Below are 16061 nucleotides of genomic sequence, written 5' to 3'. Positions count from 1 at the left end.
CGTTCCCCGGCCCCGGCCCGTTCCCCGCCGGCCGCTCAGCGGCTCTTCTCGGCGAAGACCCGGGCGCTGACCTCCAGCAGGCCGCCCGCGAGCAGGGCGATCGCCACGCCGGTCAGCGGGTCGCGCCAGCCGACCAGCTGGAGCTGGAAGAAGTCGGCGAGCCAGGGCACCACCAGGACCAGCGCGAAGGCGCCGGACATGGTGCCGATCAGCAGCAGGCGCCACCAGGTGTAGGGGCGGGCGACGATGGCGAGCACCCAGACGGCCACGATGAAGAGGGTGAGCGTCGCGACCGAGGTGTCGGCCTTCAGGGTGGTCTCGTCGTCGCCGCGGGCCAGCGCGTAGGCGGTGAAGGTCGCCGCGCCGCAGACGATCCCGCCGGGGACGGCCAGCCGCAGGACCCGGCGGACGAAGCCGGTGCGGGCGCGCTCGTTGTTGGGGGCGAGGGCCAGGAAGAACGCCGGGATGCCGATGGTCAGCGAGGACAGCACCGTCGAGTGCCGGGGCAGGAACGGGTACGGGACCTGGGTGAACACCACCAGCAGGGCCAGCAGCACCGAGTAGACGGTCTTGACCAGGAACAGCCCGGCGACCCGCTCGATGTTGCCGATCACCCGGCGGCCCTCGGCGACCACCGAGGGCAGGGTCGCGAAGCGGTCGTCGAGCAGGACGATCTGGGCGACGGCCCGGGTGGCGTCCGAGCCGGTGCCCATCGCGACGCCGATGTCGGCGTCCTTGAGGGCGAGGACGTCGTTGACGCCGTCGCCGGTCATCGCGACGGTGTGGCCCCTGGACTGCAGGGCGCCGACCAGGGCGCGCTTCTGCTGCGGGGTGACCCGGCCGAAGACGGCGGTGCGGTCGGCGGCCTCGGCCAGCTCGGCGGGGTCGGTGGGCAGGGTGCGGGCGTCGGTCGCGGTCCCGGCGCCGGGCAGGCCGAGGTGGGCGGCGACGGCGCCCACCGAGACGGCGCTGTCGCCGGAGATGACCTTGGCCCGGACGTCCTGGGAGCGGAAGTAGCGCAGGGTGTCCGCGGCGTCCTCGCGCAGCCGCTGCCGGAGCACCAGCAGGGCGAGCGGTCGCAGCTCGGCGGCCGGGTCGGGGGCGTCCAGCGGCAGCGGGCTGCGGCCCAGCAGCAGGACGCGCAGCCCCTGCGCGCCCAGCTCGTCGACCTCGGCGAGCGCGTCCGAACCGGCCGGCAGCAGCACGTCCGGGGCGCCGAGCAGCCAACTGCCCTCGGTGCCGCCCGGTTCGAGCAGCTGGACGCCGCTCCACTTGCGGGCGGAGGAGAACGGGATCGCCTCCAGCACCCGCCAGCGGCCCTCCGGCGGCGGCCCGTACGCGTCGATGACGGCCCGCATGCTGGGGTTGGGGCGGGTGTCGGCGGCGCCGATCGCGCCGAGCGCCTCGGCCAGCACCGCCGGGTCGGCCTGCGGGGCCTGCCGGGGGGCGGCCAGCGGGCGGAGGTCGACCAGGTCCATGCCGCCCTCGGTGAGGGTGCCGGTCTTGTCGAGGCAGACGGTGTCGACCCGGGCCAGCCCCTCGATCGCGGGCAGCTCCTGCACCAGGCACTGCTTGCGGCCCAGCCGGACCACGCCGATCGCGAAGGCCACCGAGGTGAGCAGCACCAGGCCCTCGGGCACCATCGGCACGATGCCGGCCACCATCCGGCGGACGGCCTCCTTCCAGTCGTTGCGCTCCACCGCGAGCTGGCTGATCACCAGGCCGAGCGCGGTGGGGATCAGCAGGTAGGTGATGAACCGCAGGATCAGGTCGATGCCGGTGCGCAGCTCGGACTTGACCAGGGTGAACCTGCTGGCCTCCTCGGCGAGCCTGGCGGCGTAGGCGTCCCGGCCGACCTTGGTGGCGGTGAACGCGCCCGCCCCGGCCACCACGAAGGAACCGGACATCACGCGGTCGCCCGGGTGCTTGAGGACGGGGTCGGGCTCGCCGGTCAGCAGCGACTCGTCGATCTCCAGGCCGTCCGCCTCGGTGACGGTGCCGTCCACCACGGCCTTGTCGCCGATGCCGAGCAGCACGGTGTCGTCCAGCACGACCTCGCCGGTGCCGACCTGCACGGCGGCGCCGTCCCGGCGGACCTGGGGGCGGGCCTCGCCGATCAGCGCGAGGCTGTCCAGGGTCTTCTTGGCGCGGGTCTCCTGGATGATGCCGATCGCCGTGTTGGCCACGATGACCAGGCCGAACAGGCCGTCCTGGATCGGCCCGACGACCAGGATGATGCCGAACATCACCCCGATGAGCGCGTTGAACCGGGTGAACACGTTGGCCCGGACGATCTCCCGCACCGACCGGCTGGAACGCACCGGGACATCGTTCACCTGGCCGCGGGCGACCCGCTCGGCGACCTCGGCCGCGCTCAGCCCGGGCTGGTACGCGCCGCCCGCGCCGGTGGGGTGCGCGCCGGGGGCCGGGGCCTGACCCGGGGCCGGATCGGGGTCCGGGCCGGGGCCGTGCGCGGCGGTGCCTTCCGCTGAGTGCGTCATGGCACCGACTCTAGGTGGGCGATTTGTCCGGTGCGTCCCGCCTCGGGGCGGTGTCGGGCCGGACGGGTGGCGCGGGGCGGGGCCTCAGCGGGCGGCTCCGGTGCCGCTCCCGGCGTCGGTGCCGCTGCCGCTGCCGCTGCCGCCGTCGCCGTCGGTTCCGGCCTCGGTCGCCTCGGTCGCCTCGGCGGCGCGGGCGCGGCGGATCGCGGCGCGGCGGGCGGTGCAGTACTTGAGGCCGATCAGGCCGAGCAGGCCGCCGGACAGACAGATCCACGGCCAGGTGCCGTGGCCGTGGTCGGACAGCCGGCCCTGGAACGGCACCAGCGCCACGAAGCCGGCGAACCACAGCGCCGTGCCGGTGCCGACGATGGCGACGTCGTTCCCCTCGAGGGGCGGGGGAGCGGAGCGCAGCGCGGTCTTGGGCATGGGCCCTAGCCTACGGGGCGGGCCCGGCGCTCCGGGAGAGGCGGTCCGGTCCGCCGCCGCCACCCGGAGTCGTCCGAACGTGATCGAGCGTGACCGTAATGGCCTCGCTCTACGCGCGAAGATGGCGCGTACGCGACCGGCGTCGACATACTGAAATGCCCCCACCCTGGCTTCCCCCCCCCTGGCCTCCCCGGCCTCTCCCGATCGAGGACCCCCGACATGTCTCCGCAGGCCCAGTCGACCACCGCGTCGCCCGAGCCCTCCCAGAACCCGCCGCAGCCCCCGTCCGGCGCCCTGGACCGCTTCTTCAAGATCTCGCAGCGGGGCTCCACCCTGCCCCGCGAGATCCGCGGTGGTGTCGCCACCTTCTTCACGATGGCGTACATCCTGGTGCTCAACCCGATCATCCTGGCCTCGGCCACGGACATGAACGGCACCCACCTCAACGGCGGCCAGCTGGTCACCGCGACCGCGCTCACCGCCGGTCTGACCACCCTGCTGATGGGTGTCATCGGTAACGTCCCGATCGGCCTCGCCGCCGGCCTGGGCGTCAACACCATCGTGGCGCTCCAGCTCGCCCCTCAGATGACCTGGCCGGACGCGATGGGCATGGTCGTCCTGGCCGGCTTCGCGATCATGCTGCTGGTCGCCACCGGCCTGCGCGAGCGGGTCATGAACGCCGTCCCGCTCGGCCTGCGCAAGGCCATCGCGATCGGCATCGGCCTGTTCATCACCCTGGTCGGCCTGGTCGACTCCGGCTTCGTCTCCCGCATCCCGGACGCCGCCCACACCACCGTCCCGCTCCAGCTCGGCAGCGGCGGCCACCTGCACGGCTGGCCCGTGCTGATCTTCATCCTCGGCCTGCTGCTCACCATGGCCCTGGTCATCCGCAAGGTGCCCGGCGCGATCCTGATCTCGATCGCCGTGATGACCGCCCTCGCGGTGATCATCCAGCAGTTCGCCGACCTCTCCGCCGAGACCTGGGGCCTCACCGTCCCCGCCTGGCCCGGCAACCCGGTCGCCACCCCCGACTTCGGCCTGGTCGGCCACTTCAGCCTGTTCGGCGGCTTCCAGCACGTCAGCGTCCTGACCGGCATCCTGTTCGTCTTCACCGTGCTGATGAGCTGCTTCTTCGACGCGATGGGCACCATCCTCGGCGTCGCCGACGAGGCCCACCTGCTCGACGAGAAGGGCGACCTCCCGGGCATCAACAAGATCCTGATGGTTGACGGCATCGCCACCGCCGCCGGCGGCGCGACCTCCTCCTCCGCGAACACCTGCTTCGTCGAGTCCACGGCCGGCGTCGGCGAGGGCGCCCGCACCGGCCTCGCCTCGATCGTCACCGGCGCGCTCTTCCTGCTCGCCCTCTTCCTCACCCCCCTGGCGACCATGGTCCCCGCCCAGGCCGCCACCCCCGCCCTGGTCACCGTCGGCTTCCTGATCCTGGCGAACTCCATCAAGGAGATCGACTGGTCCGACTTCACCATCGCGATGCCGGCCTTCCTCACCATCGTGATGATGCCGTTCACCTACTCCATCACCAACGGCATCGGCTTCGGCTTCATCACCTTCTGCCTCCTGCGCATCGTCGCCGGCCGCGCCCGCACCGTCCCGATCGCGATGTACGGCGTCGCCGCCGTCTTCGCCTTCTACTACCTGATGCCGGCCCTCGGCCTGCTCTGACCCGGGCCCCGGCCATGACGGCCCTCCCCGCTCCGGGGGAGGGCCGTCGTGCTGTTCGATATCGGACGGAGGGCGGTCTCGATATCATGGGAGCCCGGTGGCTGACGGAAGGACGATCATGACGCGCACGGTCATCGACCTCGACGACGAGCTCCTCGCAGAGGCGCAGCGGCTCTTCGGGACGTCCACCAAGGTCGCCACGGTGAACGCCGCCCTGCTCGAAGCCGTCAAGCTCGCCCGCCGGATAGAGTTCGCGGACGCCGTGGCCAGCGGGGAGTTCGACCTCCTCGGCGAGCCCGGCGACCGGGCGGTGGCGTGAGTCGGGAGCGCTTCCTGATCGACAAGTCAGCCCTGGCCCGGTGGGGGAAACCGAGCGTGCGCCCGGTGCTGGACGACCTCTCCCAGCGGGCGCTGCTCGCCGTCAGCGCCACGGTGGAGATGGAGGTGCTGTACAGCGCCCGCACCCCGGCCGAGGCCGAGCGGCTGCGCCACCTGCTCCGCGGCTTCGACTACCTGCCGTGCCCCGACGAGGTGTGGGACCGGGCGAAGCAAGTGCAGCAGCAGGCGTTGTTCCGCGGGAACCACCGGGCACTGTCGATGGCGGACCTGCTCATCGCGGCCACGGCGGAGCGGCACGGCGTCACCGTCCTGCACTACGACGGCGACTACGACATGATCGCGGCCATCACCGGGCAGCCCACTCGCTGGGTCGTACCGGCGGGGACGGCCGACTGATGCCCTGCCCGAGCGACTGACGCCTTCCCCCACCCACGGCATCGGCTTCGGCTTCATCGGCGGCCGGGACGAGGCTGTTGGCCTTCGGCGCGCGCGGGTCGTCCTCGTAGTCACGCCTGGCCACGCGGTGCCTCCTCCCGGATGTCGCGCCCACGGCCCCGGAGTTCCTCCACGTGCTCGGCGAACCGGTCGAACATGCCGTCGTCCTGCGCGCGCCGGAGGTGCACCGTCGGCGAATCGTGACCGACCCGGCGGGCCAGGACCGGCGTCACGATCATCTCGTCGTCGAAGCGGAGGACCGAGAGGCCGACGTGTCCGGTCCGGTCCTGAGCGCCGGACGAAGGGCTGTGGGCCATGACGCGGCTTCCTCCTCCGGCGAAGAGCGTGGTGCGCAGTTCATCCCCTGAGCCTGTGTGGGTCGAGACGAAACGTACCGGCGGAGCGTCCCGAACGTCCTGCGAACGCGGTGGGAACGTCCGGAAAGACGTCTTTCCACCGCCCGCGGGCGACAGCCGGGACAAGGGATGCCGGGCCGGGCGGTCGGGCAGCGTTCGCGGGCGCTGTGGCCGGGGGAGAGTTCGGCCTCCTCGGCGAGGCCGGGGAGGCTTGTCCGGCGGCCGGTCAGGGGAGGCGGCCGGTGCGGGAGGAGCCGGGGGGCCACAGGACGTCGACCGGCAGGCCGGCGGCTCGGGCGGCGGCGACCATGTCGGCCGTTCCGCCCGGGCCGTTGCCGGGGCGGCCGTCCCAGACGGCGATCAGGCGGTCGGCGAGGTGGAGCAGTCGGTCGTTGGCGGCGGCGTACGCGGCCGGGTCGAGCCGGGTGGCGGGCAGGACCAGGACCCGGTGGGCGGCGGCCCGGAGGCGGTCGAAGGCGGCGCGGTCGGCCGGGTCGGTCGGTGGGGGCGGGTAGTCGGGGCCGGGCAGGACGGCGAGCAGGCGGGCGCCGCGGGCCAGGACGGCCTCCGCGAACAGGGTGTCGGCGCCCGGGGCGAGGCAGGAGACGCCGGTCAACTCCGCGGCGGGGTACGGCGCGAGGAGGGCGTCCAGGGCGGTGCGGACGGCGCGGGCGGTGTCCGGGGCAAGGTCGAGGTGCCCGGTCACGGCGATCACGGGCATGGCGGGCGCTCCCCGGGCTGGACGTCGGTGCTGTGCCGGATCCTGCCAGGACGGCGGCCCGGTGGGCGGGAGTTGGCCCGGATCGGGCCGAAAACCGTCCGGCCGTACGGGAGTCGGGCCCGTCCTCCGGAGCGGGGCCCGCCGCGTGCTGGACAGTGCGGGTCGCCCGCCCGACAATCACGCTATGGCCGCTCAGGAGTTCAGCACCCAGCTCGCCCGCCCCTCGCAGGCCGAGCGGGACAGCGCGCTGGAACTGCTGCGGGACGGGGTCGGCAGCGGCCGGCTCTCGCACGACACCTTCATCCGCCGGATGGAACTGGTCCTGACCGCCCGTAGCCGCGCCGAACTCGCCGAGGTGGTCGGCGACCTGCGCACCTACGGACCGGTCTCCCGGGCGCTGCTGCGCACCGTCGCCAGGGTCTCCGCGCTCCAGGTCCGGCTGCGGCAGACCTGGCACGCCGAGCAGCTGACCAGGCTGCGGCTGCCCGACCCGGGCGTGCGGCGGCTGCGGATCGGCCGGATGACCGGCTCCGACCTCCGGCTGGGCGACTCGACCGTCTCCCGGCGCCACGCCGAGCTGCGCTTCGAGGCCGGCGACTGGGTCCTCTACGACCTGGGCTCCAGCAATGGCACCTACGTCAACGACCGCCGGGTGGCAGGCGGCACCGTGGTCCGGGCCGGCGACCGGCTGCGCTTCGGACGGCTGGGCTTCCACCTCACCGCGGACTGAGCACCGCGGACCGAGCGCGCGCACCGGACGGGGCGGGGCGGTCGGCCGGGCGGTCGGGCGGCCGGGCAGCCGGGCAGCCGGGCGGCCGGCATCGAGTCGAACGGACGGATGCCTCGCGCGTGTGTGGTCGAAATCAATTTTCCTTAGACTCGGTAATGACATAGGCTAAGGACATGCCCGAGATGTACGAGGACGACCTGCCGGCGATCAGCCAGCTGCGGTCGGCCGCGATGCGCCTGGCCCGCCGGTTGCGACACCAGCGGGTCGAGGAGTCGCTGAGCCCCACCGAGATGGGGGTGCTCGGCACGCTCGCCCGCTGCGGCAAGGCGACGCCGGGCGAGCTGGCCCGCAAGGAGCACGTCCAGCCGCCGTCCATGACCAGGATCATCGCGATGCTGGAGGAGAAGGGCCTGGTGCGGCGCGAGCCGCACCCGGAGGACCGCCGACAGGTGGTGGTCAGCAGTACGGAGCAGGCCGAGGAGATCCTCAACGAGTCCCGCCGCCGGCGCAACGCCTGGCTGGCCGGGCTGGCCGAGGGCCTCGACGCGGAGGAATGGGAGCGGCTCAAGGCCGCCGCGCCCGTGCTCTACAAGCTGGCCAACCTGTAGCACCGCCCCGATCCCACCGATCCGTCCGGTCCCGTCCGACCCCGTCCCGGGCGAACGAAGGAGAACCGCATCACCGCAGGACCCACCAGTGCCACAGACCGCACCGCGACCGCCCGACCGGTCGCGGTGCGCCGAGGGGAGACCATCTTGACACCGCCGGCCGCCCGCGCCGCCGCGATCCGCACCGCGACCATCCGCACCGACCTCCGCACCGACACCCGGCGCCCGGTCACCCGCCCCGCGGGCCCGCGCCACGAAGAACCGCTCGTCGACGAAGCGGCCGCCACCACCGGGGCGGCGCCCGCCGGCGCCCCCGCCGCGCAGAGCCAGGCACCCGCCTCCGCGGGCCTACCGGGCAGCGGCGACGACGACCCCGACGAACGCACCGCGGCGGTGACCCCCGCCGCTTCGCCGGGCCGGTTCACCCGCCCGGGAGGGATGTTCTCGTCCCTGCGCATCCGCAACTACCGGTACTACTTCGCCGGCCAGGTGGTCTCCAACACCGGCACCTGGATGCAGCGCATCGCCCAGGACTGGCTGGTGCTCAGCCTCACCGGCAGCCCGTTCGCGGTCGGCATCACCACCGCCATGCAGTTCCTGCCGATGCTGCTGCTCGGCCTGTGGGGCGGCGTCCTCGCCGACCGGCTGCCCAAGCGCCGCCTGCTGATGGCGACCCAGGGCGCGATGGGCCTGCTCGCCGCCGTCCTCGCCGTGCTCACCGTCACCGGTGCCGTCACGCCCGTCGTGGTGTACCTGTTCGCGCTGCTGCTCGGCCTGGTCACGGTCGTCGACAACCCGACCCGGCAGGCGTTCGTCAGCGAGATGGTGCCCGCCAAGGACCTGGCCAACGCGGTCAGCCTGAACGCCGCCAACTTCCAGACCGCCCGCCTGGTCGGCCCCGCCGTCGCCGGCGCGCTGATCGCCGCGGTCGGCAGCGGCTGGGCGTTCGCCGTGAACGCGTTCTCCTTCGTCGCGGTCATCGGCGGCCTGCTCGCCATGCGCAGCAGCGAACTGCGCCCCGTCGAGCGGATCGCCCGCGAGCGCGGACAGCTCCGCGAGGGCCTGCGGTACGTCAAGGAGCGCCCCGAGCTGCTCTGGCCGATGGTGCTCGCCGGTTTCATCGGGACCTTCGGCTTCAACTTCCCGACCCTGCTCTCCGGCTTCGCGCACGACACCTTCCACGTCGGCGCGGGCGCGTACGGCCTGCTCAACACCGCGATGGCGGTCGGCTCACTGACCGGCGCCCTGCTCGCCGCCCGCCGCGGCGCGCCCCGGCTGCGCCGCCTGGTCTCCGCCGCGTGCGCCTTCGGCGCGCTGGAGGTGCTGGCCGCGTTCGCCCCGGGCTACTGGACCTTCGCCCTGCTGCTCACCCTGATCGGCGTGTTCGGCCTGACCTTCAACACCTCGGTCAACTCGGCCCTCCAGCTCGGCACCGACCCCGAGATGCGCGGCCGCGTCATGGGCCTGCTGGTCCTGGTCTTCACCGGCGGCACCCCGATCGGCGCCCCGCTGGTCGGCTGGATCACCGCCCAGTACGGCCCGCGCTTCGGCCTGCTCGCCTGCGGCCTGGTCTCCGCCGCGGCGGCCGGTGTGGTCGCCCTGGTGCTCGGCCGGATCAGCGGCCTGCGCCTGCGCCTGGACCCGCACCCGGTGCGGACCCGGGGCCGGGTGTTCTCGGTGGTGCAGAAGGACGACCTGGCGACCGCCTGCTAGGGCCCGTCTTCACACCCCCGTCGCAGCCCCGCGGCGTCTGGTGGGTGCTCTCGGCGTGCCGGGTGGAAGGTCGCGTCCTGGATGTACTCGGCCTTTCGCCCGGTGCGGCGAGAGGGCGTGCCAGGCGTCGTGGGGCAGACGGGGGTGTGAAGACGGGCCCTAGGCCCGGTCCGGTCGGTCTTGTCGGATCGGCGCCCGACGCCGCGCGCCCGGCAAGACCGGCCGGACAGGGCCTAGGCCCCGGGCAGGTCAGTCCGTCAGTGGATCGGCCCGCCGGCCCGGGTGGACGCGCAGCTCCAGTAGCTGCCCGGGCCACGGGCCGGTCGGCCGGTCCTCGGTGAACGCGGTGGTGCGGGTGAACCCCAGCCGCTCGTACCGGGCGACCAGCCCGCCGTCACCGCCCGCGTAGCAGTCCACCCGCAGCAGGTCGGCGCCGCGCTCGCGGGCCAGGCGGCGGGCGTCGGCGATCAGGGCGGCCCCGACGCCCGCCCCGCGGTGGGCCGGGCCGGTCACCAGCCAGCGGACGAACAGCTCCGGCTCGCCCGCCGCCGGGAGGCCCGCGGGGGCGCGGTCGGCCAGCACGCAGATGCCGAGCGGGCCACCGCCACCGCTACCGCCCGCGCCGCTACCGCCCGCGCCGCTACCGCCCGCGCCGCTACCGCCCGCGCCGCTACCGCCCGCGCCGTTACCGTCCTCGCCGTTACCGTCCTCGCCGTTACCGTCCTCGCCGTTACCGCCCGCGCCGCCACCGCCGCCGGGCCAGGCGATCCGGACCAGGTGCTCCGCCGTGACCCGCTCGGCCCGCTCCACCGCGCCCGGACGCCGCGACCAGGGCACCGGGCCCCACTGGTCGGTGCGGCCCCGGGCGGCCAGCCAGTCGACCGCGCCGTCGAGCAGGGAGAGCAGGACGGCGGCGGATTCCGGTCCTCCGGTACGGATGCGCATGGCCTTCTTTCTATCCGACCTTTCCATCCGACGCTCCGGCCGGTCCGGGGTGAGGGGTGCGGCAGGATGACGGGATGAGGCTCTTCGTCGCCGTGAACCCGCCGGCCCGCGTCAAGCAGGAACTCGTCGACGCCGTACAGCCCCTGCGCGCCCTCCCCGGCGCGGACCGGCTGCGCTGGACCGAACCCGCCGGATGGCACCTCACGCTGGCCTTCCTGGGCGAGGTCCCGGCCGAGGAGGTGGCCGCGCTGGAACGGGAGCTGGCCCGGCTCGCGAGCACCCACCCGGCGCACCGGCTGCGCCTGGCCGGGGCCGGCACCTTCGGCGAACGGGCGCTCTGGGCGGGCGTCGAGGGGGACGTCCAGGCCCTGCGCCGGCTGGCGGCGGACGTGCGGACGGCGCTCGACGCCACCGACGAGGAACGCGGCTTCCACCCCCACCTGACCCTGGCCCGGGCCGCGACCACCCGCGGCCGCGGACCCGACGGCCCGGGCGGGCCGCGGGCGCTGGCCGCCCCCCTGCGGGACTTCCGGGGTACGCCGTGGACGGCCGCCCGGATCCAGCTGATGCGCAGCGGGACGGGCTATGGCCCGGCCCGCTACACGGTGGTGGGGGACTGGCCGCTGGGCACGTGAACGGCGGCCGGAAGGCGGGGCCGCGCGGCGGGTCTCAGCCCAGGTCCGGGGCGTCGCGGAGGACGACGCGGGCGGGGGCGGTGGTGCCGAGTTCCAGCAGGGCGAGGGTGTTGGGGCCCGGGCGGAGGAGGGGCCAGGGGCAGTACAGGGCGTGCTGGGGGCCGCGGGCGTCGTAGCGGCCGAGCAGGAAGCCGTTGACCCAGAGGTAGCCGTGCCCGCCCTCGGGGACGGCGAGGAAGGCGTCGCCGGGGGCGTCGAGGTGCAGGGTGCCGCGGGCGAGGAGTTCCGGGGCGGGGGTGCCGGGGGACCAGGCGGCGGGGTCGGGGAGCGGGTCGAGGGCGAGCGGTTCGGCCTGCCAGCCGTGCAGGTACTGGCGTTCGTGGCGGACGCCGGTGAGGCCCTTGGCCTCGCCGGTCTGCGGCCCGTAGTTGACCCGGCCGAGCGATTCGACCAGCAGCCGGACGCGGGCGCCGCCGCCTGCGGCGACCGGCTCGGCGGGGACGCCCCGTTCGAGCGAGGCGGCGTGCTCGCCGTCCACCCACAGGGCGGCCCGGTCGCACAACCCCTCGACGGTGAGCGGGAGTTCGGGGCTGAGCGCAGGCACCGTCGCGGTGTAGCGGACCAGGCCGTGCTCCAGCCCGAGCTCCTCGAACGACGGCGGCACGGGGGCGGTGACGGCGGGCCCGAACGGCAGCTCGGCGCACTCGTCGAGGAGCACCTCGCGGGCCGCCAGCAGCGGTGCGGGTGCGGGCAGCACGGGTTCGCGCTCGTCCAGGTAGCGGACGAGTTCCGGCTGTTCGGCGGCGAACTCGGCGATGACCTGCCGGAAGGCGTCGAACTTGATGGTGGGCAGGCCGCGTTCGTCGAGCGGGGCGTCGTAGTCGTAGGAGGTGGTGGTCGGCTGGTAGGGGGAGTGCGTCCAGTCGGTGGAGTTGAACGGCGGGTCGGCGTGGTTGGCGCCGGCGGTGGTGCCGAAGTTGGTGCCGCCGTGGGCCATGTAGAGGTTGACCGAGCCGCCGGCGGCGAGCAGGCGGCGCAGCGTGTCGGCGGCGTCGGCGGCGTCCCGGGTGTGGTGTGGCTCGCCCCAGTGGTCGAACCAGCCGTTCCAGAACTCCATGCAGAACGGCGGGTCCTCGGGGCGGTGGCGGCGCAGCACGGCGAAGGCGCCCTCCGGGTCGGAGCCGAAGTTGACGGTGGCCAGTACGCCGGGGACGGTGCCGGCCGCGAGCAGGTGGTCCTCGGGGCCGTCGGAGGTGAACAGCGGGACGGCGATCCCGCGCTCGCGCAGCCCGCGGGCCAGGTGGTCCAGGTACGCGGCGTCGCCGCCGAACGACCCGTACTCGTTCTCGACCTGCACCATCAGCACGCCGCCGCCGGGGCGGCCCCACTGCCGCCCGACCACCTGCGGGAGCAGCGCGTCGAAGTAGGCGTCGACGGCGGCCAGGTACTCCGGGTCGCTGCTGCGGACCCGCCGGCCGAGCCGGGCGGTGAGCCAGCCGGGCAGCCCGCCGTTGTCCCACTCGGCGCAGATGTACGGGCCGGGCCGGACGATCGTCCACAGCCCCTGCCGGTGCGCCTCGTCGAGGAACGCCCCGAGCTCGTCCAGCCGCGCGTACCGCCCGGGCGCGGGCTCGTGCAGGTTCCACGGCACGTACGTCTCGACCGTGTTCAACCCCATCGCCCGCACCGCCGCGAGCCGGTCGGCCCACTGCTCGGGGCGGCTGCGGAAGTAGTGCACCGCGCCGGACAGGATGCGCAGCGGCCGCCCGTCGAGGCGGAACCCGGTCGAGTCGTAGGTGAGCATGCCCCCAGCCTGCCCAACGCCACGGCCTCCAGCCGCCGGGACATGCGGAACATCCGGGACGCGCCTCCCGGCCCCCTCCCCGGGCTCTCCCCGGCCCCCTCCCCGGGCTCTCCCCGGCCCCCTCCCCGGGCTCTCCCCGGCTCCCTCCCCGGGCTCTCCCCGGGCTCTCCCCGGCCTCCTCCCCGGCCCCCTGATCGCGGGGCCGGGCGTTCGACCGGCTAGTCTCGAAGGGTGGACCCGAAGACCCGTATGCGGATCGTCACCGGCGCGTTCGTCCTGCTGCTCGCCGTGGTGATCGTCAGCGCCCTCGTGCAGAAGTAGCCGCCGCCCGCCCCGCCGGGGCGGCCCCGGGACGCGTCGAGGGCCCCGGTCCGGTGGACCGGGGCCCTCGACGGAGGCGGGCGGGTCAGTCGTTCAGGTGCTCGACCACGTAGTCGATAGCGCCGGTGAGCTTCTCGACGTCGGCCGGGTCGACGGCCGGGAACATCGCGATGCGCAACTGGTTGCGGCCCAGCTTGCGGTAGGGCTCGGTGTCCACGATGCCGTTGGCACGCAGTGCCTTGGCGACCGCGGCGGCGTCGACCGAGTCGTCGAAGTCGATGGTGCCGACGACCTGGGAGCGCTCCTCCGGCTTGGCCACGAAGGGCTGCGCGAAGGAGGACTTCTCGGCCCAGGAGTACAGGATCGAGGAGGACTCCGCGGTGCGGGCCACCGCCCAGTCCAGGCCGCCCTGGCCGTTCAGCCACTCCAGCTGGTCGGCCAGCAGGAAGAGGGTGGAGATGGACGGGGTGTTGTACGTCTGGTCCTTCGAGGAGTTGTCGATCGCGGTCGGCAGGTCGAAGAACGGCGGGACGTACCGGCCGGAGCCGGCGATCTCCGCGGCGCGCTCCAGCGCGGCCGGCGAGAAGGTGGCCAGCCAGAGGCCGCCCTCGGAGGCGAAGGACTTCTGCGGGGCGAAGTAGTAGACGTCCGTCTCGCGGATGTCGACCGGCAGGCCGCCGGCGCCGGAGGTGGCGTCGACCAGGACCAGCGAGCCGGCGTCCGCGCCCTCGGGGCGGCGGATCGGCATCGCGACGCCGGTGGAGGTCTCGTTGTGGGTGAGGCCGTAGACGTCCACGCCCGCCTCGGCGACCGGCAGCGGGTGGGTGCCCGGGGCGGTCTTGATCACCGTCGGCTCGGCCAGCCACGGGGCGGCCTTCACGGAGGAGGCGAACTTGGAGGAGAACTCGCCGAAGTCCAGGTGCTGCGACTTCTCGCGCACCAGGCCGAACGCGGCGATGTCCCAGAACGCGGTGGAGCCGCCGTTGCCGAGCACGACCTCGTAGCCCTCCGGCAGCGAGAACAGCTCGGCGACGCCCTGGCGGACGCGCTTGACGATGTTCTTGACCGGGGCCTGGCGGTGGGAGGTGCCCAGCAGGGAGGTTCCGGTGGCGGCGAGGGCACTCAGGGCCTCGGGGCGCACCTTGGAGGGGCCGCAGCCGAAGCGGCCGTCGTTGGGCAGATTGTCGGCGGGGATCTGAATCTGAGCCACCCCCGCAGCCTATCCCCCGGACGCGCGGCGGCGGAACGCCCGTCCGGCCGCTGAGACGTGATCTTGCCCGCCCCGGACAGCCCGCACCGGGGCGCGTGACCCCTGGTCAGGGGGCGTGCGCGCGCCCGGCGGCGGACGTGTCCGAACTGACGCCCCGTCAGCCTTTCACCCGGAAGTGGCTGCGGGAACGGCGGCGGGAACGGTCGCGGGAGCGGTTCCGGAGGCGGGTCAGCCGCCGATCTGGTCCCAGCCCTCGATCTCCTGCGGCTTGCGGGAGCTCGGGCCGATGTAGCGGGCGGCCGGGCGGACCAGCCGGCCGGTGCGCTTCTGCTCCAGGATGTGCGCCGACCAGCCGGCGGTGCGGGCGCAGGTGAACATCGAGGTGAACATGTGCGCCGGGACCTCGGCGAAGTCCAGCATGATCGCGGCCCAGAACTCGACGTTGGTGGCCAGCACGCGGTCCGGGCGGCGGTTGTGCAGCTCCTCCAGCGCGGCCTTCTCCAGCGCCTCGGCGATCTCGTAGCGCGGCGCGCCGAGCTCCTTGGCGGTGCGGCGCAGCACCCGGGCGCGCGGGTCCTCGGCGCGGTAGACCCGGTGGCCGAAGCCCATCAGGCGCTCGCCCTTGTCCAGGGTCTTCCGCACGTAGGCGGCCGCGTCGCCGGTGCGCTCGATCTCCTCGATCATGCCGAGCACCCGGGAGGGCGCGCCGCCGTGCAGCGGGCCGGACATCGCGCCGACCGCGCCGGACAGCGCCGCCGCGACGTCCGCGCCGGTGGAGGCGATCACCCGGGCGGTGAACGTGGAGGCGTTCATGCCGTGCTCGGCGGCCGAGGTCCAGTACGCGTCGACGGCCTTGACGTGCTTCGGGTCCGGCTCGCCGCGCCAGCGGATCATGAACCGCTCGACGATCGTCTCCGCCTTGTCGATCTCGCGCTGCGGGACCATCGGCAGGCCCTGGCCGCGGGCCGACTGGGCCACGTACGACAGCGCCATCACGGCGGCCCGGGCCAGGTCGTCGCGGGCCTGCTCGGCGGAGATGTCCAGCAGCGGCTTGAGGCCCCAGACCGGGGCGAGCATGGCGAGGGCGGACTGCACGTCGACCCGGATGTCGCCGGAGTGGACCGGGATCGGGAACGGCTCGGCGGCCGGCAGGCCGGGGGCGAACCTGCCGTCGACCAGCAGGCCCCAGACGTGCCCGAAGGAGACCTGGCCGACCAGGTCCTCGATGTCCACCCCGCGGTAGCGCAGCGCCCCGCCCTCGCGGTCGGGTTCGGCGATCTCGCTCTCGAAGGCGACTACACCCTCAAGGCCGGGTACGAAATCCGACATCAGAACGGCTCCTTCAGTGATCCGACGCGGCGGGCGGCCATGGTGGGGCGGCACGCCGGTGGCCGATGGTGGTTGGCACTCGGTGTCAGATTGTCAGGCACGGAGTGCATTGCGCCATACACCGTGACGGTGATGTTTCCCCCACGGGCCGCTCGAACCCCTGTCGTCTCCGGCTTCCTCGACGGATTTTCGGGACGTCCCGGGCGCTAGCCGGACGATTTCCCGCGCAGTGGGCCGCGGAGCGGTGGCGAGCCACCCTATCCCCAGCCGTTCGCCCGGACGCAGCGGCGCCCGGCGCTTGTCGT

At 74.1% G+C, this 16061-nt stretch carries 14 protein-coding genes and 1 pseudogene; 7 read left to right on the top strand and 8 right to left on the bottom strand.

The genetic code is table 11. The features are described 5' to 3' along the window. Positions 1-35: 35 nt before the first annotated feature. Complete coding sequence (locus tag K353_RS18845; RefSeq protein WP_111554773.1) at positions 36-2501, bottom strand: HAD-IC family P-type ATPase; 2466 nt, start codon at positions 2499-2501, stop codon at positions 36-38. 84 nt (positions 2502-2585) lie between these two features. Beyond that, positions 2586-2927 carry a DUF2530 domain-containing protein gene (locus K353_RS18835; RefSeq protein WP_199528163.1) on the bottom strand — a complete coding sequence of 114 codons (342 nt, stop codon included), beginning with the start codon at positions 2925-2927 and terminating at the stop codon, positions 2586-2588. A 219-nt stretch (positions 2928-3146) separates the two neighbouring features. Here K353_RS18835 and K353_RS18830 point away from each other — a divergent pair, with 219 nt between their 5' ends. The 3 genes from K353_RS18830 to K353_RS18820 all read left to right on the top strand — a co-directional run bounded on the left by K353_RS18830 (position 3147) and on the right by K353_RS18820 (position 5345). Further along, positions 3147-4610 (top strand): NCS2 family permease, encoded by a 1464-nt coding sequence (locus tag K353_RS18830; protein ID WP_111554772.1) that lies wholly within the window; start codon positions 3147-3149, stop codon positions 4608-4610. A gap of 118 nt (positions 4611-4728) precedes the next feature. Then, the gene (locus K353_RS18825; RefSeq protein ID WP_111554771.1) at positions 4729-4929 is read left to right on the top strand and encodes a type II toxin-antitoxin system VapB family antitoxin; all 201 of its coding nucleotides are present in this window, start codon (positions 4729-4731) and stop codon (positions 4927-4929) included. Continuing rightward, on the top strand, positions 4926-5345 hold the full coding sequence (locus tag K353_RS18820; RefSeq protein ID WP_111554770.1) for a PIN domain nuclease: 420 nt from the start codon (positions 4926-4928) through the stop codon (positions 5343-5345). Before K353_RS18825 ends, K353_RS18820 begins: the two co-directional genes overlap by 4 nt. Positions 5346-5455: 110 nt before the next feature. Here K353_RS18820 and K353_RS18810 read toward each other — a convergent pair. Both K353_RS18810 and K353_RS18805 read right to left on the bottom strand, forming a co-directional pair. Further along, a pseudogene (locus K353_RS18810) lies at positions 5456-5665 on the bottom strand (XRE family transcriptional regulator); the annotation flags it as partial. A gap of 301 nt (positions 5666-5966) precedes the next feature. Then, a complete protein-coding gene (locus K353_RS18805; RefSeq protein WP_111554769.1) occupies positions 5967-6461 on the bottom strand; it encodes a hypothetical protein in 495 nt (164 codons plus the stop codon). A 184-nt stretch (positions 6462-6645) separates the two neighbouring features. Here K353_RS18805 and K353_RS18800 point away from each other — a divergent pair, with 184 nt between their 5' ends. The 3 genes from K353_RS18800 to K353_RS18790 all read left to right on the top strand — a co-directional run bounded on the left by K353_RS18800 (position 6646) and on the right by K353_RS18790 (position 9512). Then, positions 6646-7191 carry a DUF1707 and FHA domain-containing protein gene (locus tag K353_RS18800; protein WP_111554768.1) on the top strand — a complete coding sequence of 182 codons (546 nt, stop codon included), beginning with the start codon at positions 6646-6648 and terminating at the stop codon, positions 7189-7191. A 173-nt stretch (positions 7192-7364) separates the two neighbouring features. After that, positions 7365-7799: a MarR family winged helix-turn-helix transcriptional regulator gene (locus K353_RS18795; protein ID WP_111554767.1), complete on the top strand. Its 435-nt coding sequence runs from the start codon at positions 7365-7367 to the stop codon at positions 7797-7799. A 438-nt stretch (positions 7800-8237) separates the two neighbouring features. Beyond that, the gene (locus tag K353_RS18790; protein WP_146616514.1) at positions 8238-9512 is read left to right on the top strand and encodes an MFS transporter; all 1275 of its coding nucleotides are present in this window, start codon (positions 8238-8240) and stop codon (positions 9510-9512) included. Positions 9513-9761: 249 nt separating this feature from the next. On the opposite strand, the gene K353_RS36895 is transcribed toward K353_RS18790, so the two are convergent. Continuing rightward, complete coding sequence (locus tag K353_RS36895) at positions 9762-10457, bottom strand: GNAT family N-acetyltransferase (protein WP_111554765.1); 696 nt, start codon at positions 10455-10457, stop codon at positions 9762-9764. A gap of 74 nt (positions 10458-10531) precedes the next feature. Between K353_RS36895 and thpR the strand changes: the two genes are divergently transcribed. Next, positions 10532-11092 carry an RNA 2',3'-cyclic phosphodiesterase gene (gene thpR / locus K353_RS18780; protein WP_111554764.1) on the top strand — a complete coding sequence of 187 codons (561 nt, stop codon included), beginning with the start codon at positions 10532-10534 and terminating at the stop codon, positions 11090-11092. A gap of 34 nt (positions 11093-11126) precedes the next feature. Here thpR and K353_RS18775 read toward each other — a convergent pair whose 3' ends face one another. The 3 genes from K353_RS18775 to K353_RS18765 all read right to left on the bottom strand — a co-directional run bounded on the left by K353_RS18775 (position 11127) and on the right by K353_RS18765 (position 15756). Next, complete coding sequence (locus K353_RS18775) at positions 11127-12896, bottom strand: beta-galactosidase family protein (protein WP_111554763.1); 1770 nt, start codon at positions 12894-12896, stop codon at positions 11127-11129. 406 nt (positions 12897-13302) lie between these two features. After that, positions 13303-14427 (bottom strand): phosphoserine transaminase, encoded by a 1125-nt coding sequence (gene serC, locus K353_RS18770; protein WP_100836769.1) that lies wholly within the window; start codon positions 14425-14427, stop codon positions 13303-13305. Between the two features lie 228 nt (positions 14428-14655). Beyond that, complete coding sequence (locus K353_RS18765) at positions 14656-15756, bottom strand: citrate synthase 2 (protein WP_111554762.1); 1101 nt, start codon at positions 15754-15756, stop codon at positions 14656-14658. Positions 15757-16061 lie beyond the last annotated feature (305 nt).

Source organism: Kitasatospora sp. SolWspMP-SS2h (assembly GCF_003259315.1).
Classification (GTDB): domain Bacteria; phylum Actinomycetota; class Actinomycetes; order Streptomycetales; family Streptomycetaceae; genus Kitasatospora; species Kitasatospora fiedleri.
This window is presented reverse-complemented; position numbering and strand designations above follow the sequence as displayed.